This window comes from Acinetobacter sp. (assembly GCF_050285345.1).
Lineage (GTDB): Bacteria > Pseudomonadota > Gammaproteobacteria > Pseudomonadales > Moraxellaceae > Acinetobacter.
Map to the genome: position 1 here is coordinate 13,631 of NZ_JBLZXR010000035.1, position 19,539 is coordinate 33,169.

Sequence of the window (19,539 nt, forward strand, 5' to 3'; positions counted from 1 at the left end):
TTTTATGTCTTGTTCTAATGAAATTTATGTTTCAGATTTTAGTAAATCTTGAAATTTGCTGTGTAGCTTGATTAGTTTGGGGGGAATCGCAAAATTGCAGTAACCTTGATTCGGATTTCGAGCAAAGAAGTTCTGATGATATTCTTCCGCAGGATAGAAGGTTGGCATTGGGCTGAGTTCCGTCACCATATTCAAGCCTTCAGCTTTGAGTTCTTCAATACGTTGCTCTGCTTGCTGTTTTTGTGTTTCATCCTGATAGAAAATCACCGAGCGATATTGTGTCCCAATATCGTTGCCTTGGCGGTTTAATGTTGTGGGATCATGCGTCGCAAAAAACACATCTAGCAATTGGTTGAAGCTAATCTGGCTGTCATCAAAATTGATTTGGATCACTTCTGCATGTTGGGTCTTACCCTCACAGATTTGTTCATAGGTCGGATGGGCGGTCAGTCCGCCAGCATAACCACTGACGACCGAATTTACACCGCGCAGTTGCAAGAACACCGCTTCGACACACCAAAAACATCCGCCACCAAAGACTGCTTGTTGCATATTATTTTTCCTAAGATTTATCACTGAATTTTTATATGGGGTTATATCGAAAAACTGCAATCTTGGTCTGTAGAGTTATCATGGGGATCTGTTGTAGAAAAGTATTTTTTATAATTGCACAGTTATGAAAAAAGTCTGCCGAAGCAGACTTTTGCTGGATTAGCGAGGTGGTACCGCGCTTTCATATTGAATCAACAGATTGCCGTGGCTGTCGAGTAATTTGAGAGTTTTTCCAAACACTTGGTAATGCGTTACTTTGGCAAGTGCGGCATTGTATTGTTGATCGAGGCCATTATTGTCCATACACGCCATTTTTGTACCTGCAAGTGGTCCAAAGGTGAGGGTGTCTTTTCCTGCATTGTATTCGCCCATCATGCGGTTACAGCCATCCGCGCCAGAGACACGTTGACTGGCTGAATCGAATTGAATGCTTGGAATGTTGTGCGCAGTTGGAGCCGTTTTAATTGGAGTGTTGCCAATTTGAGTGGCAATCCATGTACGGTTCTGTAATTGGCTTAAATTCGTTGTATTGTCTGGCGCAGGGAGGGTTTCACAGCCGACCATGACTAAAGCAGAGCTGAGTGTTGCAGCAACAAATAATTGTTTTAACATGAAAATTCTCTTTTTAAATGCACTCAAACCATCTAATCAAATATTGATACGCTAAACCACTCAAATTTGTATCAATATCGAATTTTATAGACTGTTTGGATTGTTATTGAACTGTGAATGTGGCAAACCTTTACGAATAAGCTGAGAGTATTCTGTACTGCTGAGCTGTTTGAACTGAGAAACGCGTGGGTTGACATGCGCTTTTTGATACCACGTTTTCATATCCCATTTGGGATCGATTGCATGTAAATCGTGGAGATAATTTGGTAAGTAACCCGAAGCAAATAGACGGTAATCTGTGGGAAGTTGGTGCTGAGAGACGGCTTGAACCATATCAAATACTAAGGTGGTACAGTTACTGGTCAGGGTGTTGTACCACTTCGGTTGTTTTTGTAATTCATCGGCTTGATGTAAATATTCAATAAACAGCGCTTTCATTTCCGCTTTAGGCATATTCACAGGGAAAAAATAGACTTGTTCGCCTCGAGTATTACTGCGGGTATAAATCAGGTCCTTTTCGTCCGAAGCAATCAGACTGAGTTCATACTTACGAAAGAAGCCACCAATTGCAGAAAACTCTTCATTCTTTTCTTTTCGAATTTCAATCGAAAAGGTCAGCGGTCGACCCTCAGAAAAATCAAAACTTACTAAGGTATGCGCAATTTGCGGGCCCATCCAGTAAGACGTAATGATATTGACCCCATTGATTTTATTCAGATCATATTGGCGGGTTTCCCAATGCGGAGTATAACTGCCATCAGCATGCCAATCAAAGTTGCGCACATTATGTAAGCGCACAAGGTCACCATTTTTTTCATAATGCAAAATTTCAGCAACTTCAGGATTCCAGTCACGGTCTTGCTCGGGCTGCATCCCGAAATACCAAAACAAGCTGCAAATAAAGCCAAAGATATAAATCAGAACATCTTTACGACGGCTAAAAAAATGTTGGCTGATATAGATGCCCAAAATACTCAAGGCAAAGGAAATCCAAATCCCGATAATAATTCGGCTACCGAGCCACCCCGCCGGGGCTTGAATCCACAAGGCAGCGCATAGCCAAATCGATGAGCAGATGACAAACAGGCTGAATACGCCATGAAGCAGATTCAGTCCTATTTTTTTTAACATCCGATGTTGATCCATCTGCTGTATAGCTCTTCTTTGGGATTGAAATTATCTTTATTTTCGGTAGGTTGCGAACTCAAAAGCAATCCCTGTTTTGTCGTCGATGTGTTGTTCAGACGCGACTTTATTAAATTCGGCAGGGATTTCAGGATAATGTGCATCACCTTGAACATCGAGTTCAACATGAGTCAATTCAAGACGGTCGACAATGTTCATGGTTTGTTTGAAAATCTCACCGCCACCAATAATAAATAGGCTATCGGGTTTTTCTGATACAGCAACATCCGCAACGGCTTGAGCCAAGGCCTCTTCAATACTATACGCAACTTTGGTGCCTTCAAAAGACCAGTTGGTGTCACGGGTAATTACCCAGTTCACACGCTTAGGTAAGGCGCGTCCCATTGACTCCAAGGTCTTGCGTCCCATGACCACCACACCACCTTGGGTAATGGCTTTGAAATGTTTTAAGTCGGCAGAAATGTGCCACGGTAAATCATTCGCTTTACCAATACAGCGCTGCTGATCCATTGCGACAACATGAACAACTTCTAAATTCTGAAACGCCATAGCACAAACTCAAGAAATAATGAAAATAATCCCTATTAAAATGCAAAATCCCACTTTTCGCAAAGTGGGATTTGGTTTTTTCAGTTTTAGAGCTAAAAATTAAACGGCAACCGGCGCTTTAATGCCTGGATGTGATTCATAGCCGACAATTTCAATATCTTTAAATTTAAAATCGAACAGATCTTGAATCTCAGGATTGAGCTTTAATTGACACAGAGCTAATGGTTCACGAGTTAATTGCAATTGAGCTTGTTCAAAGTGGTTGGTGTATAAATGCGTATCGCCCCCCGTCCACACAAAATCACCGACCTCAAGATCGCAGACTTGCGCAATCATGTGGGTGAGTAGAGCGTAGCTGGCAATATTAAATGGCACACCTAAGAAAACATCGGCACTGCGTTGGTACAGTTGGCAGGACAATTTTCCGTTATGTACAAAGAATTGGAACAGGGTATGGCATGGTGGTAGCGCCACATTGCCTGCTTCATTTGGATTCCAACCCGACACGATTAAGCGACGTGAATTAGGATTAGTTTTAATTTCATTAATCAACCATTTAATTTGGTCAAAACCATCTTGTTCATATAAACCATCGGCTTTTTTGGTTGCACCAAAGTTACGCCATTGATGACCATAAACAGGACCCAACTCACCTTCAGGGCGGCCAAAACGTGCCGTTTGTTCTGCGGTAGACCACTCATCCCAAATCGACACTTTATGCTCTTGTAGATATTTAACGTTGGTGTCGCCTTTTAAAAACCACAACAGTTCAATCACAATCGAACGGAAATGCACTTTTTTGGTGGTCAGTAAAGGGAAGCCTTTTGAAAGATCAAAGCGCATCTGATGACCAAATACAGAACGTGTCCCGGTGCCTGTACGGTCGCCTTTGTCGCCACCGTTGTCGAGAATGTGTTGTAAAAGGTCTAAATATTGGCGCATGTCTTTCTCATACTGGGTGAATTTCTTGAGCCACATCTTAGCTTGTTTTTGATGGTGATGAAACAACTCGACTCTGTCATGTTGGTGTAGTCAAAGGAAGTGCTGAAAATTTAAAATTTTCTTGAAAAAATGTGCTGGTTTTTATTTAGCCAAGATAAAAATTATGCAAATTCGGAAGGTAATTTGGCTCAACTTGAGTAATGAAAAAGGTGACCAAATTGTGTTGCACAAAGTGTAACATTGGGAAAAATCACTGGTATTATGTGCGAGAAAAGCACAAAGAAATAGTTAAATTTGATTAAATAATAAACTGGTTTTTATTATTTGTTAGCCAAGTTTTATGAGCTGAATCTCAAGATTAACTTCATGAATTAACATATGATTTTATACGATTGAAGAACAGTCAAATGTTTTAAAAAAGCTATTAATATTTAAAAAATCTTACACTTTTTACATGAAAAAACATTCTTTAGGGGGTACTATCACAGCCGTTGTAAAAACTGTAATGCCGATGATAAAGGCGGGAGTGTGGGTTAAAGAATGGCTTATGATCACAATGTAAACTTGAGCGAAGTGCATGCTCCAGTTCAGGCAAATATCATAATTCGTTCTCAGTCGGGAAAAAATATAGGCAAGACCAGCAGTGCCCGATCGAACCAGAAGTCAGCATCCAAAAATGTGATTTCACGTAATGGTCAACGTATCGACATTGATCGTTTAACTGGATTTCTTCAAGGCATCACGCGACAAAGCAGTACACAGAAATGTGCGCGTAGTGTGCGTTTGGCTTTAGAGTCAGCAGGCGCACGTTTTAATGGTCATCCTGTAGCGGCGGCAGATTGGGGTCATACCTTACAAAAAATCGGTTATCAAAAAATTAACTTGTCTTTTGACCGCCCAAAAAAAGGTGATATTTATATTATTAACCGCACCAATAAACACGTTTATGGACATATTGCCGCTTATTCGGGTTCTGCGTGGGTTTCTGATTTTCGACAAACGGGTTATGCGGTATATCGAGATCAAAATGTGAAATACGAATACTATCGTTTAGACCACTAAGATGGGTTAAATGATGATAAAGATCGGGTTAAGTGCGTTTTTCCCGATGGCTATAAATCGACACAATAAATAACCCAATTGCAGCAAAGCCAAGACATTGAATCGCCAAGAATAAGCGCTGCTCATGCGGTAAAAAATAGATTAATAAGCATAAACACAGGATAGGTAATACTGTCCAAATCCAGTTCAGGTAAGATTTGAGTTTTTGTGGTGATGTGCTTTTTAATTGATATAAAAGATGCGTCAGCACACCTACGCCAATGCTTAATCCCGCAAATATTGGCTCGAGCTGTTGCTGCGCCGAACATAGAAAAATTAGTACACAGGTACTGACCGAAATGATCAGTTTTATTTCTCGCGTGCAGTGTTCAGAATACCAAAAGTTCAGCATTAAGCTGGTCCTTTGGGTGGAGTCTGGTTATTTTGATTCAGCAAGGACAGCGGTGAAAGTAGGCAAATTGCCAAAGCCATAAAACCAATCCCCTGAGCACCGGGAATCAGGATGTCGCCTTGGTTCATATGGAGAAAAATTAAGGCCAACAGTAGGGCAATCGGAATCCATGTCAGCAATCGATAGAGCAAGCTAGTTGGTTTTTTTGCAGCAAAATGAATCTTGCAGTAGCGACAGATCAGGAAAATTACGCCCGTACCCAAGAACATTAAAATTGCATCGAGTTTTAAAGGTTCCATCCAATACAGCACACCAGTCAAAACTGCTATGGCAATAAAGAACTGGAATTTTTTTAAAACAGAAACAGTGGGGTTAAACCAAAATTCGAGCATGGGAAGCGTGTATTCAATTAAGCGAAACCCACTTTAGCACAGATCAAAGCAGCTGTTCAGTGACTAAATTTGGACATAAAAAAGCGAGGACATTGCCTCGCTTTTTTATCGTTTTATCATTTAACTGTTTTTTGTGGGCCCCAGTCGTAGATTTTTTTCTGGTAGGCATACCACATAAGCCAAATGCCAATCAGAATCATCGGCACCGTCAGGAACTGACCTTTACTCATCCAGCCAATGAATAGTTGACCATTGTCCGGTTCGCGGAAAAACTCAACCACAAAGCGCGCGATACCATAGCCAATAAGGAACAGTGCAGATACGGCATAACGTGGACGTGGTTTAGAACTGAACCACCACAGCAGGATAAACAGAATTAAACCTTCACACAGCGCTTGGTAAATTTGCGATGGATGGCGCACCAACTGTAAAGGATCGGTCGGGAAGATCATGCCAAAAGCATAGTTGGGATCGGTCACTGCACGGCCATACAGTTCACCACCAATAAAGTTACCAATTCGACCAAACATCAGACCTGTAGGTACACACGGTGCAATGAAATCTAGGGTTTGGAACCAGGTCATCTTGTATTTTTTACACCACAGCAACATGGCAATCATCACACCGAGAAAGCCACCGTGGAAACTCATACCACCGGTCCAAACTTGAAATAACCACAGTGGATTGGCAAGGAATTGCTCAAAGCCATAGAAAAATACATAGCCCACTCGACCACCGATCACCACACCGAGTGCGCCATAGAAAATCAGGTCAGAGACCATTTCCGAAGTCCAACCATCACGTTGTTTGGCACGATAGGTGGCTAAACCCCAAGCAAATAAAAATGCCAATAAATACATCAGGCCATACCAGTGCACCTGTAATGGCCCCAGTGATATCGCCACAGGGTCGATATTTGGATAAGTCAGCATTGCTGTTCCTTGTCATTATGTTTTGCACAGATTTTAGCTGAAACATCTGAAAAATGTTGTACATTCAATGTGTAAAGATTTTGAGAGTCGGTTATGTGCATTGTGGCTTTTGCATGGCAGGTGTTGGACGATACCCCGCTTTGCCTGATTTCGAATCGTGATGAGTTCTATCACCGTCCCACGGTAAGTTTAAAGCAGTGGGAAAATAGTCCAATTATTGCAGGGCAGGATTTGCAATCTGGCGGTACGTGGATGGGTGTCACGGCATCGGGGCGTTGGGCCATTGTGACCAATTTTCGTGATGGTCGTGATCAGACCGCATATCCCACTTCCCGCGGCGCTTTGATTCAGCAATTTTTAGAATCAAAGCAAACCCCGATTCGTTTTGCTCAACAACTGGAAAAAAAGCAATGTGACTATGCCGGATTTAACCTCTTTCTGGGAGATCAAAATCAAGCGGTGTATATGAGCAATCGTGGAGAAGCACCGCAAGTGTTGGCAAAAGGCGTATATGTCACCTCGAATGGTTTAATGACTGAACATTGGGAAAAGACCCGACATTTGCGTAAGCGTTTTACCCAAGAATTTTTACCGATGTTGCAGTCACATCAACCACAAGCTGATCTTGATGCGGCGGTTTGGGATATTTTAGAAGATGAACGCAAAATCATTCCTGAACTGTTACCGAATACGGGTATACAGGTAGAGATGGAAGAATTGCTGTCATCGACCTTTATTCAAAGTCCTGTGTATGGCACGCGTTGTTCGAATTTTCTTTGTATGCATGCGGCAAAGTGGCATTGGTTGGAAAAACAGCAGCAGGGTGAGCAGCAAGGACAGATTACGCAAATTGAGTTAGCACTTCAACAATAAAAAATGCCGACATGATGTCGGCATTTTTTATTGAATGGTTTAAGACTTTGTCGTTTCCAATGCTTCCCCAGCAATCACACCACCGTCTTTACGGGTAATGACTACGGTTGCTGAACGTGGCGCTGATCCCATAAGACTGTATTTAGAACTTTGGTTAGCAGGCCATGTTCCTCCCGGATGTTGCACGTTCACAAAAATTGCTTTGTAGTCTGGTGTCATGGTCACACCAGTAATTTCACAGCCACTTGGACCGGTAAGGAAGCGACGTACACGGTCATTTTGTAGTTGTGCGCCTACAAGAGTTTCTTGTCCATTTGGTTTTGTTGATGCGGCTAATGCTTTGCTACCATCACCAACTTGACCCGGAAGTGCTGCAAGCATCATACAGTTAGTTTCATCCGTGTATTGACCATCATCTGTTTGAATCCACAGGACACCACGTGGGTCAAACCACATACCATCTGGACTGGAGAAGTCATTGAGGTCATCTAAGCCTGATAAATTAATGTTTGCATCGGCATCTGCTTCTGCGCCAAACAAGAAGATGTCCCATGTGAAACCAGTAGCAGTTGTTGTTTCATTATTTTCATGCAAGCGGATAATATGACCATTCATATTACCTGAGCTACTCACATTGCCATTTTTTTCATCAGTGTAACTTCGTGGATTTGCAGCATCAGTATCATAGGAGCGGCCACGGTTACTGTTATTGGTGAGAGTGACATAGACTTCGCCATTTTCAGGATTAACCGCAACCCATTCAGGGCGATCCATTTTTGTGGCTTTCAGTGAGTCAGCTGCTAAACGCGCATGCACAACAACATCAGCTTGATCATTAAAAGCATAAGTTATATTTGATGTATCTAATCCATTTTTATTAAAGCTGAGTTCTAACCATTCCCCAGTGCCGTCATCATTGAATTGAGCAACGTAGAGCGTTCCTTTATCCATGTATTTATCACCAGCAGTATAACCACCGTTAATATCCTTTGGATCCCAGACGGCTTCAGTAACAAATTTATAGATATATTCGCCAGTCGCATCATCCCCCATATAAAAGGCTAATGGTTGGCCTGGAATTGGGTTACTACAACGGCAGTCTTCATGAGCAAAACGACCCAGTGCTGTACGTTTTACAGGACGAGCTGATGCACTGAAAGGGTCAATTTCGACAATAAAACCACAAGTATTCATGACATTACGATAATCTTGTAATGCATTTTCTGCTTGAACTGAAATATCCCAGCAATCATAAAAATCACGGTTTCCAGTCAATTCAGCTAATGGCGTATTCCAGCCATATTGACTTGAACGTGCATTGCTTCCTCCACGACCATAGCGTTGCAAGGCAATATTTTCTTTTTCAATTTCTCGAATATCATTGGCATTACGCGCAAAATAACCACTCCAGTTTTCTTCAGCTGTGAGGTAAGTTCCCCATGGCGTATAACCATTACCACAGTTGCCAAATGTTCCACGTGTTAAAGTTCCATCTGGTGAGAAACGGGTTTTCATTAGGTTTGAGCCGCGTGCTGGGCCATTAAGTTCCATTTCAGTTTGCGCAGTAATGCGGCGATTAAAAGGTGAGTCCAGATTGATTTTGACATTTTGTGATGTTGGATCTTTCGAGATTTCAACTACTGATACGCCGTGCGCATTCATTTCACGCATAACCTGATCTTCAGAACGTGTACCAGTAGTAATTGGATTCGGAAGATGTAATTCTTTTTGAGAAAGGTACTCATGGTTTAAAACCAGTAAGCCTTGAGCGGATTCTTTTGCAGCATAATTTTTGTTGGTAGGATGCATGCCAAAAAAGCTCATTCCGTCATGGCAATCACCTGAACGGAATTTATAGGAAGCACCAGATTGTGAAATACTGTCAATTTTAATCGCATTTTGTTTATTAATCGGATCACCAACCGCATATAAAACTTTTAGTTCATAGCCTTCTGGAACACTAAAAACATTTTGCGTATTTTTTTCTACAGCTTCGAAAGTAAATTTGCTTGGACGTTGTTTAAGATCGCTCCATGCATGCTTGTCATCACCTTGTGGAGTTGATGGTCCAGTACCTGTATTATTTGAATTATCGTCATCATCCGAACAGCCACTTACAGAAGCAGCAAATGCTAATGCCATTGCACCGCTGCCTGTTTTTGCAATAAAACTGCGGCGATTCATGTGCTGATTTAAGATGGTTTGGAAATGTGTATTATTTGAAGTATTACTATCTTCGACCAAATCTTGACATGGAGTCATATCATCATTGTACATTTTGTGTCCTTGCAAGTTTTGCTGGGTTGATTTTACAAATTTATCAATAACTTAGATTTTAAATATGACGATAGGGTGAAGCTTGTATGAAATTTAAGTGAAATTGGCATTTCATTTTTATGAATTTAGCCATAAAAAAAGCAGGCAATTTTGCCTGCTCATTGTTTTCAATCGGGGAGCTTAAGTTTCAGCCGCTCGCTTTTTTTCAATCAACTTGCCAAAAAATAAACCAATCTCAAATAACAACCACATCGGTACTGCAAGCATGATCATTGAAAGTGCATCGGGTGGGGTCACAAACATTGCAACAAAAAAACAGCCGACAATAATGAATTTTCGTTTTTCAACCAATTGTTGTGTGCTCACCACCCCAATCAAGATGAGTATCAAGGTAACAATAGGAATTTCAAATGTTAAGCCAAAAACCAAAAACAGTTTTAGACAGAAGCTGAGATAGCTGTTGATATCGGTCATCGGGGCGACAGTGTCAGGTGAAACACTGATAAAAAAGTGCAAAATGGATGGCAGCGCAATGAAATAAGCAAAAGCTACACCGGCATAAAATAAGCCAATACTCCCAATCAAAAGGGGCGTTGCGAGTGACTTTTCTTTTTCGTATAGCGCAGGTTTTACAAAAGCCCAAAGCTGATAAATCACAAATGGCATGGCCAACATGAGTGCCACAAAAAAGTTCAGCTTAAAAGGCGCCATAAAGGTGGCGGTCACATCAGTGGCAATCATCGAAGAGCTAATCGGCAATTGTGCTCTTAATGGCTCAGACAGCATTTGGTAACTGTGATTGGCAAATGGCAATAAGCAAAAGAACAAGAGCAAAATTAAACCGACGATTTTAAATAAATGGCCACGTAAGATAATCAAATGTTTCGTAATCGGCATCTCCTCAAGCAGCAGTTTGGAATCTTGTGTTGTTGCGGAGCTTAAGTTCTTGGATGTCATACGGCCTCCCGCATCGGTTCAAAGCGATGTTGAACACAGTCTAAATAAGGTACCGAATTTACCGATGATTTTTGTTTTATAGGTTGAAGTGTAAGTAATACAGGGGGCTTTTGACCCACATACTGATAAATAGGGGAGATATTTTTATTATCGAGTGTGGCAGTCTCTAGGTGTTTTTCATTTGCCAAAATATTTTGTTGTTGTATGTGTTGCATCTGAGCTTGCATCTTTTGTTCAAGTTCCTGAATTCGCTTCATTTCATTTTGCATTTGCTCGCGTAATTCAGACAGTCTTAATTCACGGTCAATGTCATTTTGCACATTGCTAACAAGGCGTTTGGCTTTGCCATACCACTTGCCAGCAAAGCGTGCTGCTTCAGGGAGTTTCTCTGGCCCAAGAACCAATAGTGCGATAATGCCAAACACCAAAAGCTCGGTCATTCCAATATTTAGCATGTGTCAGCTCTCGGCGATTAGCTTTTGACAGAACTTTCAGTTTTGACTTGTGCATCAATCGTACGTGGCTCGTTTAATGCAGTCGCATCCGCGTCTTCATCACGAACTGATTTTTTAAAGTCTTTTACCGCACCACCGACATCTTTACCTAAGTTTTTCAGTTTTGATGTACCAAACAATAAAATCACCACAATTGCAAAAATCAGTACGTGCCAAATTGATAATCCAGCCATGTTGTTATCCTCTTATTCATCTTCAACACATTTCAGCAGCCAGATATGACAGTGTGGTGACCACGATATTGCAATTTAAAGACATAGCATGATGACGTAAATTCAGTGCTACTATGCAGACAGTAAATTTTGAGGGCAGTTCAGTGGCATTTCTTCTTCCAATTTTTGGATTTTTATGCGGACTTGGATTAGCCTCAATTTCAGGAACCTCAGCACTCAAATCCATTTTTTCCAGCGTGTTGGCGCGTTGTTTTATTCCTACTGTCATTATTTACAACATGGTGTTCTACCAAGCAGGCAGTCTGGCGTTAATGCTCTTTAGCTTTAGTGTTGCCATCATCATGTTTTATCTATTCCGATGGATTCTCAAAGATAATTTACGCGCCTTATGTGTCAGCTATTTAAATTTGGCCTGGCTCGGTTTTCCGTTTGCCTTGGCCTTATTTGGCCCTGAAATTAGTGCTGCGATGGTAGCGCTGTATGTCGGTGGTTCAATCTTTGGCAATATGTGGGCGGTGATGGCAGTCAGTGCTGAAAAATTGCCTTGGTCGAGTGTGGCTAAAAAAGTCGCGATGTCGCCACCCGTGTTTGCTTTGATGATTGCAGGGTTCTGTCGTCTTGTTGGATTACAACATCTTGAAGATCATCAACTATTGGATCTGTTATATCAGGCGGCTAAAATTGGCATGAGTTTTACCGGCATGTGTGTACTTGGTATGTGGTTACGTCAAACCAAAGTACAGTGGATTGATTTGCTCAATAGTAGTCGGATTTATGCGATGAAACTTGCTGTCGGAGCGCTAATTTGTAGCCTGACCTATTGGCTGATTCCGATTCCACAGATTGAAAACTATATTGGCGTGATGTTTATGCTGTTCTGCTTGCCTCCCGCGGCCAATATTGTGGCACTCGAAACTCATTATCAAGGGACAGGGGTTTCTGCGCGTTACATTGCCTCAGGCACGATCATGAGTTGTGTTGTGGTGACTATATATGGACTAATTCTGAATTTATAATGTCAAGATTATAAAAATAAAAAGTTCTCTCTCCTTTTGGGAGAGAGTTAAAGAGGGCTGTAATCAAATATTCATTGATAAAGCAGATCGCAGTTTAATTTTTTTGCCCCCTTCTCCTTGTGAAGCAATACTGCTTATCTAGAAGGAGAGTGGATGAAAATAGTCTTACTTCACTAAACTATCTTTCAATAATTGCATTGCTTGACCACGATGACTGATTTTATTTTTCTCTTCCTTCGACAGCTCAGCACTTGATACATTTAGTTCCGGTAACCAGAACAATGGGTCATAACCAAAACCATTTTCCCCACGTGCAGCATCCATCACTTCACCTTTCCAGATACCTTGGAAAATTTGTGGTAGTGGATCTTCAGCATGTTGTACCAAAGCTAACACGCAGACAAACATACCTTCAATGGCTTCGCCATCTTTACGTAAAGGTTTAAGGTCAGCGAGGAGTTTGGTATTGTTGGCTGCATCATTGCCATGTTCACCGGCATAGCGTGCAGAATAGATACCTGGTGCGCCACCGAGTACAGGGACGCAAATGCCAGAATCATCGGCAATGGCTGGCTTGCCTGAAATTTTCGATGCGTGACGCGCTTTGATAATGGCATTTTCCACAAAGCTGAGACCGTCTTCGATGGCATCTTCAATATTTAATTGACCTTGTGGAATGACTTCAACTGGAAGATTAAGTTCGGCAAACATCTTTTCAAATTCTGCAATTTTGCCTTTATTGTTACTTGCAAGCACCAAAGTCCCTTGAGATAACCAATCGGTTGAAGCCATGTGTATACGTACCATAAAACAAGATAGAGCATTATTTTAACAAGTTGCTGTGGATTACAGGCAATAAAAAAGCACCTTTCGGTGCTTTCTATTTGAAAACCTGAACTTACTGCGCTTGAATCCATTTGTCCGCACGATCACGTGCTTGACGGATTTGGTCTTGGCTTAAGTTCGCTGCCAAAGCAGTTTTTTTGCCTTCAGACAAGCTAATCACTTTGTTGTCGAGCATGCCGTCACGGGTCGAAAGCTCATACCATTGATAAGCGCCCATGTAGTTTTTCTTTTGTTCTTCCATCATTGCCAAGTTAAAGCTTGCACGGTTATCCCCACGGCTTGCGGCTTTCTCAAAGTATTGACGTGCAAGTACTTCATCTTTTTTCGTGCCAATACCATCTGCCAGCATACGACCAACATTAAGTTGAGCAGCAGATAAACCTTGATCAGCTGCTGCTTTATACCAAGCAAAAGCTTGACGCACATCTTTCGATACGTCTTTTCCTTGTTGATATTTAGTGCCTAAGTAAAACTGAGCACCGGGCTGACCTGCTTTTGCAGCTTTGGTTAAGCTTTGAATATCCATAATTGAATATTGTGCAGCTTGGCTAGAAATTGAAGATGATGGAGCAACATAATCCGCATGGGCTTGTATACTAAAAAGTCCAATCAGTAGCGTCGTGCTTAATAATAATTTTTTCATAGAGCGCTCACTCGATAAATTGCGACTTCACCAAATAGATTTGGGAGACGTTTACTCAGTAAACTGTCTTGTTGATCCCCATTCACGGCAAGTCGGTTAATAATCCGGATGTTATTTTCAGCACACAGCGCTTCAAAATCGCGGAAAGTACATAAATGAATGTTCGGCGTGTTATACCACATATAGGGTAACGCATCCGAAACAGGCATCATTCCTTTTAATGCAAGAAAAGAACGAGTCTTCCAGTGCGCAAAGTTTGGAAAGGTAATAATCGCCTGTTTTCCTACACGCACCATGTCCCGTAATAGAACATCGGGTGCATCTACAGCTTGCAAGGCTTGTGCCATCACCACATAGTCAAAAGACTGGTCGGCAAAACGACTTAAACCTAAATTTAAGTCCTGTTGGATGATATTTAACCCGCGACTGACAGCAATTGCAATCTTTTCCTGATCGATTTCTAATCCATATGCGCGAATATTGTGCTTTTTGCTCATGTGCGCCAGTAATTCACCGTCACCACAACCCAAATCAAGTACGCTTGAATCTGGTTTAATCCAACGTTCAGCCAGTTGATGATCAATACGCATTAGTGAGTCTCCTTCGGTGTCGCTTGCAGGTGTTGTTCACCACCTAGGAATGCACGTAAGCTTTTTACATATAAAGGAATCGGGAACAAGAAAGAGTCATGACCTTGCTCTGCATCAATATCCACATAGCTCACAGGCTTATGATTGCTGATTAGGGCATCCACAATTTCAACCGAGCGAGAAGGTGAGAAGCGCCAGTCCGTGGTGAAAGACACCACCAAGAATTTACACTGAGTATTCGACATGGCTTGTTTCAATGACTGTTCATATTCACGCGATGGATCGAAATAGTCCAAGGCCTTGGTCATAATCAAATAAGTATTGGCATCAAAGTTACGGCTAAATTGCTCACCTTGATAACGTAAATAGCTTTCCACTTGGAATTCGACATCAAAACCATACATAAATTTGCCCGACTTTAAGTCACGACCAAATTTTTGTTTCATGGCTTCTTCAGACAAGTAAGTGATATGGCCAACCATACGCGCCAAAATCAAACCACGCTTTGGATAGCTATCATTTTCTAAATAACGACCATCATGGAAGTCTGGGTCTGACAAAATTGACTGACGCGCCACTTCGTTGAAGGCAATATTTTGTGCTGAAAGTTTGGGTGCGCTGGCAATAATCACGCATTTTTGTAGACGTTCAGGATAGTCTACTGACCATTGTAAGGCTTGCATCCCACCGAGCGAACCGCCAATGATGGCATACCACTGCGCAATCTCCATACGGTCAGACAGCATGGCTTGGGTTTTAACCCAGTCACGCACTGTTACCAGTGGAAAATCTGGACCGTAGGGACGATTGTCATTTTCAGGGTTTGGAGAGGTTGGGCCGGTAGAACCGCTACAACCGCCAATATTGTTCAGTGCAACCACAAAGAATTTTGAGGTATCAATGGCTTTGCCTGGTCCAATACATGCATCCCACCATCCCGGTTTACGATCATCTTCATGATGATAACCTGCCGCATGGTGATGGCCTGAAAGTGCGTGACAAATCAAAATCGCATTGGATTTGTCAGCATTCAATTCGCCATAAGTTTCAACCATGAGCTCAAAACGTGGGAGGATGCGATCGCATTCGAGCTCTAACGGCTCTTCAAAAGTAAACTTTTGCGGGGTAACTAAGCCCACTGAGTCAGCTGGAAAAGACACAGGAATTATTCGCCTTAAATCTTTAGTATGAATAATAAAAGGATACCACTTGAGGGTATCCTTCTAAAGTCATTTTACTGCTATTTATGATTTATCGTATTGAATTAGACAGCTGCCGCAATTAATTGCTCAGTGCTTAAAACACCTTGGTCAATCAAACGATTGGTGCTGGCAATAATCGCTTCAATCGAAGACGTCACGATGTTGTCATGTACACCTGCACCAAATGCAGATTTACCTGTACCTTTCACTTGAAGTTCAATCAAGGCCAAAGCTTTGGCATGTGCGCCTGAGCTAATGCTGCGTTCTTCGTAGTTCAATACGTCGATTGGCAATTGCAATGCATTCAAGATTGCAGAGATCGGACCGTTACCTTCACCACGCAATTGCTGTGTTTCACCATTGATTTCAACATCAAGCTCAATGACTTGCTTGCCATTTTCATCGTGTAAACGATAGTTTTTGGCAGCATAATGTGCATCTTTCGCTGCAACATAAGTGTCTTTAAACAACGTCCAAATCGCTTGTGCAGAAATCTCAGTACCGTCTTCATCGGTTTTTTGCTGCACAATTTGTGAGAATTCAATTTGAATACGACGAGGCAATACCACGTTGTAATTTGATTCTAACAAGTAGGCAATACCACCTTTACCTGACTGTGAATTGACACGAATCACAGCGTCATAGTCGCGGCCCAAATCTTTCGGGTCGATTGGTAAGTACGGCATATCCCAAATTTCTTCGTTCTTTTGGAACTCGAAACCTTTTTTGATCGCATCTTGGTGTGAGCCAGAGAATGCGGTGAAGACCAAGTCGCCCGCATATGGGTGGCGAGGGTGTACCGGCAAGCCTGTGCACTCTTCAATGGTCGAAATGATTTCGTTAATATTTGAAAAATCTAAGTTTGGCGCAACACCTTGGGTATACATGTTCAAGGCAATCGCTGCCACGTCCACGTTACCAGTACGTTCACCATTCCCGAATACACAACCTTCAACACGGTCTGCACCGGCCATGATCGCTAACTCAGAAGCGGCAATCCCACAGCCACGGTCGTTATGACAGTGTACCGAAATGATGACGCCATCACGGCGCTCAATATTACGGTGCATCCACTCGACTTGGTCGGCATAGACGTTTGGACCCGATACTTCAACCGTTGCAGGCAAGTTCAAGATCACTTTGTTTTCTGGTGATGCTTCCCAAATTTCAGTTACAGCATCACAGACATCTTTTGCGACTTCTAATTCTGTTGCAGAGAAACATTCAGGGCTGTATTGGAAAACAAATTCTGTTTCAGGCTGTTTTGCTGCATATTCTTTGACTTTGGTTGCTGCATTGATCGCCAATTGTTTCGCGCCTGCAACATCCACATTCAACACTTTATTACGGAATGTTGGAGAGTTTGAGTTGTAAATATGCACGATGGCACGTTTCGCACCTTGCAATGATTCAAAAGTACGCTGAATCAAATGGTCACGCGCTTGAACCAAAACTTCGATGTAAACGTCATCTGGGATATGACCGCCTTCAATCAGCAAACGGGTAAAGTCGAAGTCGATTTGCGATGCAGAAGGGAAACCGATTTCAATATGTTTGAAACCAATTTTCACAAGCATTTGGAACATTTTGAACTTTTGTTCAATGTTCATTGGCTCAAAGATCGCTTGGTTACCGTCACGTAAGTCGGTACTCATCCAGATTGGCGCTTTATTGATTTCATTGTTCGGCCATTGACGGTCTGGTAAGTCGACACGTTGGTACATGCGACGATATTTTTTGCTTGGATCTGCCAACATCATGTGAAAACTCCTTATAGCACCATCAGCTAAATGTCGTGGATAAACGGCAAGGTACTACTTATATAGATTGTGTCTATTCTAACCATTTACAAGTTTCATTTCGGAGTCTTTAGTCGAAAGTCGCAATAAATCCTTTAGGATTCACATGACTTAGCTTTACCGTTTGACTTGTAAATCTATAACTAAATATTAGTCTAAGTATTCCGGAAATATTTTCCTATTTTTGCGTTGGGTGCTTGTTTATGGAAAATATTTTTCTATAAAAACGCTATTTTTGAAAAATATAATCTGTCGTGATTTCGCTTACGGTAGCCGTTCCCATTAAAGCCATCGTAATCTCAAATTCTTCCTTTAAAATTTTCAGTACATGCGCTACGCCTAAAGCGCCTGCGGTGGCTAAACCATAAATGCATGGACGACCGACCAAAACGGCCGATGCGCCCAGAGCAATCGCTTTAAAAATATCGGAGCCGCGACGGATCCCACCATCATAGAGAACTGGAAAATCAGTCGGCACTACTTTTTTAATCAGTTGCAACGCAGTTAAAGGAGGAATGCAGCCATCGAGCACCCGTCCACCATGATTGGATACAATAATGCCTTGCACTCCATGTTGTAGAGCGAGTTGGGCATCATGTGGATTGACTATGCCTTTGAGGATAATCGGTAACGACGTCTGTTCGCTCAGCCAAGCAATATCCTCCCAAGTGGGCGCAATTTTCATCAGACCATGAAAAACCGGATGATCGCCTTGATTTAACGCTGGCAAAGGAATATGGGTAGGGGTGTGAGGATGCTGCATGCCTTCGGGTAAATGAAAAAATACTCGACGTTCTCGATCTCGAATCCCGGTATGTGGCGAATCAATGGTCACAACAATTGCTTTGAAATGCTGTGCTTCGGCCATTTGAACCAAGGCCAAGGATTTTTCCCGCGTACCTTGCCAATACAGTTGAAACCATTTGTAAGGATTTTCTTGTTTGAGCATACGCATATCAGTATTGCTAAAGGTGCTGAGAATCATATTGCTACCCAAAACTTCGGCTGCCAGTGCAGTTGCAGCTTCTGCTTCAGGGTGAAACTGTTGCTGATGGCCAATCGGAGCGACAAAAATTGGATGTGGGAAAGTTTGCCCCAAAATTTCAATCGCAGTATGGCCTTGAGTTAAATCTTTGAGCATACGCGGCAATAAATGAATTTGAGCAAATTGTGCAAGATTGTCACGGACACTGTGCTCATCCATGGAACCACCTTGCAGATACTGCCACACCATATCCGAAAGATGCTTTTGTGCTTCGACCTCATAATCCGCCACGGTTTGTAAGTAGGCGGGAATTTGAGTCAATGGAGGCAGAATATTTTGATCAGTCATAGCAAGCCCAATGCATCCTTGTATTTTGTTTTTGACGCTTAGATTTCAGCCCATTTACGCAGCAGATTATGATATAGGCTAGTGAGTTTCACGACTTCTGCGTGCGCATCGCCGAGCTGCATGCGTAAATTTTGAATGCTTTGATCAAGATTGAATAGCATATGACGATTCGCATCTTCACGAATCATGCTTTGCAGCCAAAAAAATGAGGCGGTACGGCAACCTGAAGTAACAGGCGTGACTTCATGTACACTGGTAGACGGATACAAAATTAAATCACCCGCCGGCAGTTTGACTTCGTGATAACCATACGTGTCTTCCACTACAAGTTCACCGCCTTCATATTCTTCTGGCTCACTGAGGAAAATGGTGCAGGATAAATCGGTACGGATGCGTTGCGTTGAACTCGGCATCCAGCGGATTGCATTATCGACATGAAAACCAAAGGTTTCGCCATTTTCATAACGATTAAAATAAGGTGGCAGGATATGTAAAGGCAGTGCCGCCGAGGTAAATAGTGCATGTTGTGACAATGCATGCAAAATAATATCGCCCAAATGCTGCGATAGTGGATGCTCGACATCCAATTGTTGATTGTTCTTTACATTTTTAGCCAGTGAACCTGTGGTTTTTTGACCATCTATCCATTCTACTTTGGCCATTTCAGCACGAAAGTAGGCGACTTGTTCTTGACTCAGTACGTTTGGAATGTGATGGATCATTTCAACACCTTGAAA

22 protein-coding genes are annotated in these 19,539 nt (G+C 42.1%); 3 read left to right on the forward strand and 19 right to left on the reverse strand.

The window, feature by feature from the left end; translation table 11 throughout:
• Positions 1–24 precede the first annotated feature (24 nt).
• The 5 genes from msrA to thyA form a co-directional block, all read right to left on the reverse strand.
• The gene (msrA, locus tag ACN6OV_RS03275) at positions 25–552 is read right to left on the reverse strand and encodes a peptide-methionine (S)-S-oxide reductase MsrA (protein WP_427949618.1); all 528 of its coding nucleotides are present in this window, start codon (positions 550–552) and stop codon (positions 25–27) included.
• Positions 553–711: 159 nt separating this feature from the next.
• Positions 712–1,164 (reverse strand): META domain-containing protein, encoded by a 453-nt coding sequence (locus tag ACN6OV_RS03280; protein WP_427949620.1) that lies wholly within the window; start codon positions 1,162–1,164, stop codon positions 712–714.
• 84 nt (positions 1,165–1,248) lie between these two features.
• Positions 1,249–2,295: a DUF4105 domain-containing protein gene (locus ACN6OV_RS03285; RefSeq protein ID WP_427949621.1), complete on the reverse strand. Its 1,047-nt coding sequence runs from the start codon at positions 2,293–2,295 to the stop codon at positions 1,249–1,251.
• Between the two features lie 51 nt (positions 2,296–2,346).
• Positions 2,347–2,859, reverse strand: a complete 513-nt coding sequence (locus tag ACN6OV_RS03290) for a dihydrofolate reductase (protein ID WP_427949623.1) — start codon at positions 2,857–2,859, stop codon at positions 2,347–2,349.
• Between the two features lie 99 nt (positions 2,860–2,958).
• Positions 2,959–3,801, reverse strand: coding sequence for a thymidylate synthase (thyA, locus tag ACN6OV_RS03295; RefSeq protein ID WP_427949624.1), 843 nt, complete (start codon positions 3,799–3,801; stop codon positions 2,959–2,961).
• A gap of 540 nt (positions 3,802–4,341) precedes the next feature.
• On the opposite strand from thyA, the gene ACN6OV_RS03300 reads away from it, so the two are divergent.
• Positions 4,342–4,863, forward strand: coding sequence for a peptidoglycan amidohydrolase family protein (locus ACN6OV_RS03300; protein ID WP_427949626.1), 522 nt, complete (start codon positions 4,342–4,344; stop codon positions 4,861–4,863).
• 28 nt (positions 4,864–4,891) lie between these two features.
• On the opposite strand, the gene ACN6OV_RS03305 is transcribed toward ACN6OV_RS03300, so the two are convergent.
• The 3 genes from ACN6OV_RS03305 to lgt form a co-directional block, all read right to left on the reverse strand.
• A complete protein-coding gene (locus tag ACN6OV_RS03305) occupies positions 4,892–5,254 on the reverse strand; it encodes a hypothetical protein (protein ID WP_427949627.1) in 363 nt (120 codons plus the stop codon).
• Positions 5,254–5,646, reverse strand: a complete 393-nt coding sequence (locus ACN6OV_RS03310) for a hypothetical protein (protein ID WP_427949629.1) — start codon at positions 5,644–5,646, stop codon at positions 5,254–5,256. The genes ACN6OV_RS03305 and ACN6OV_RS03310 overlap by 1 nt, the downstream gene beginning before the upstream one ends.
• Before the next feature lie 116 nt (positions 5,647–5,762).
• Entirely contained in the window at positions 5,763–6,578 is an 816-nt protein-coding gene (gene lgt, locus ACN6OV_RS03315; protein ID WP_427949630.1) for a prolipoprotein diacylglyceryl transferase, read from the reverse strand.
• 93 nt (positions 6,579–6,671) lie between these two features.
• On the opposite strand from lgt, the gene ACN6OV_RS03320 reads away from it, so the two are divergent.
• Positions 6,672–7,451 (forward strand): NRDE family protein, encoded by a 780-nt coding sequence (locus tag ACN6OV_RS03320; RefSeq protein WP_427949632.1) that lies wholly within the window; start codon positions 6,672–6,674, stop codon positions 7,449–7,451.
• Between the two features lie 39 nt (positions 7,452–7,490).
• Here the strand turns inward: ACN6OV_RS03320 and ACN6OV_RS03325 are convergent, their stop codons facing one another.
• The 4 genes from ACN6OV_RS03325 to tatA all read right to left on the reverse strand — a co-directional run bounded on the left by ACN6OV_RS03325 (position 7,491) and on the right by tatA (position 11,373).
• Complete coding sequence (locus tag ACN6OV_RS03325) at positions 7,491–9,728, reverse strand: PhoX family protein (RefSeq protein ID WP_427949633.1); 2,238 nt, start codon at positions 9,726–9,728, stop codon at positions 7,491–7,493.
• A gap of 180 nt (positions 9,729–9,908) precedes the next feature.
• Positions 9,909–10,685, reverse strand: coding sequence for a twin-arginine translocase subunit TatC (gene tatC / locus ACN6OV_RS03330; protein ID WP_427949635.1), 777 nt, complete (start codon positions 10,683–10,685; stop codon positions 9,909–9,911).
• Positions 10,682–11,140, reverse strand: a complete 459-nt coding sequence (tatB, locus tag ACN6OV_RS03335) for a Sec-independent protein translocase protein TatB (protein WP_427949637.1) — start codon at positions 11,138–11,140, stop codon at positions 10,682–10,684. The genes tatC and tatB overlap by 4 nt, the downstream gene beginning before the upstream one ends.
• 17 nt (positions 11,141–11,157) lie before the next feature.
• Positions 11,158–11,373, reverse strand: coding sequence for a Sec-independent protein translocase subunit TatA (gene tatA / locus ACN6OV_RS03340; RefSeq protein ID WP_427949639.1), 216 nt, complete (start codon positions 11,371–11,373; stop codon positions 11,158–11,160).
• A 143-nt stretch (positions 11,374–11,516) separates the two neighbouring features.
• Between tatA and ACN6OV_RS03345 the strand changes: the two genes are divergently transcribed.
• Positions 11,517–12,389 (forward strand): permease, encoded by an 873-nt coding sequence (locus tag ACN6OV_RS03345; protein ID WP_427949660.1) that lies wholly within the window; start codon positions 11,517–11,519, stop codon positions 12,387–12,389.
• A gap of 165 nt (positions 12,390–12,554) precedes the next feature.
• Here the strand turns inward: ACN6OV_RS03345 and rdgB are convergent, their stop codons facing one another.
• The 7 genes from rdgB to ACN6OV_RS03380 all read right to left on the reverse strand — a co-directional run bounded on the left by rdgB (position 12,555) and on the right by ACN6OV_RS03380 (position 19,524).
• Positions 12,555–13,181 (reverse strand): RdgB/HAM1 family non-canonical purine NTP pyrophosphatase, encoded by a 627-nt coding sequence (rdgB, locus tag ACN6OV_RS03350; RefSeq protein WP_427949640.1) that lies wholly within the window; start codon positions 13,179–13,181, stop codon positions 12,555–12,557.
• Positions 13,182–13,287: 106 nt separating this feature from the next.
• Positions 13,288–13,878 (reverse strand): tetratricopeptide repeat protein, encoded by a 591-nt coding sequence (locus ACN6OV_RS03355; protein WP_427949642.1) that lies wholly within the window; start codon positions 13,876–13,878, stop codon positions 13,288–13,290.
• A complete protein-coding gene (metW, locus tag ACN6OV_RS03360) occupies positions 13,875–14,468 on the reverse strand; it encodes a methionine biosynthesis protein MetW (RefSeq protein WP_067763682.1) in 594 nt (197 codons plus the stop codon). Before metW ends, ACN6OV_RS03355 begins: the two co-directional genes overlap by 4 nt.
• A complete protein-coding gene (gene metX / locus ACN6OV_RS03365; protein ID WP_427949643.1) occupies positions 14,468–15,628 on the reverse strand; it encodes a homoserine O-succinyltransferase MetX in 1,161 nt (386 codons plus the stop codon). The genes metW and metX overlap by 1 nt, the downstream gene beginning before the upstream one ends.
• A 104-nt stretch (positions 15,629–15,732) precedes the next feature.
• A complete protein-coding gene (gene leuA / locus ACN6OV_RS03370) occupies positions 15,733–17,430 on the reverse strand; it encodes a 2-isopropylmalate synthase (protein ID WP_427949645.1) in 1,698 nt (565 codons plus the stop codon).
• A 268-nt stretch (positions 17,431–17,698) separates the two neighbouring features.
• Entirely contained in the window at positions 17,699–18,802 is a 1,104-nt protein-coding gene (locus ACN6OV_RS03375; RefSeq protein ID WP_427949646.1) for an alpha-hydroxy acid oxidase, read from the reverse strand.
• Positions 18,803–18,840: 38 nt separating this feature from the next.
• Positions 18,841–19,524 (reverse strand): Fe2+-dependent dioxygenase, encoded by a 684-nt coding sequence (locus tag ACN6OV_RS03380; protein WP_427949648.1) that lies wholly within the window; start codon positions 19,522–19,524, stop codon positions 18,841–18,843.
• Positions 19,525–19,539: the final 15 nt, after the last annotated feature.